General features: G+C 61.2%; 1 protein-coding gene. It reads right to left on the reverse strand.

The window, feature by feature from the left end:
* A partial coding sequence (locus C5F46_RS16370) for a transposase (protein WP_146160276.1) occupies nucleotides 1-260 on the reverse strand: 260 nt, incomplete at both ends.

The following is a 260-nucleotide window of genomic DNA, read 5'->3' on the forward strand; positions in this document are numbered from 1 at the left end:
CTTCTTCCAATCGCTCATAGATCGCCGGGATAGCGTAGGCGGCATCGGCCCGGAAAAACCGACCGCCAAGATCGCGCTCCGCATAGCGGGCGATGACGGGATCAAGGACATCCCGCCAGCCATCGGCGCTGTGGACATTGCCGTTACGCAGGGCGCAGCGCTCCAGCATGCCAAACTGGTTGAACAAGAAGATGGGGTGATAGCAGGTGCAGTCGAAATGCCCGTTCCAGGCAGCACCTTCCTGATCACCGTGGGTGGGG

Source organism: Phaeovulum veldkampii DSM 11550 (assembly GCF_003034995.1).
GTDB classification, from domain to species: Bacteria; Pseudomonadota; Alphaproteobacteria; order Rhodobacterales; family Rhodobacteraceae; genus Phaeovulum; species Phaeovulum veldkampii.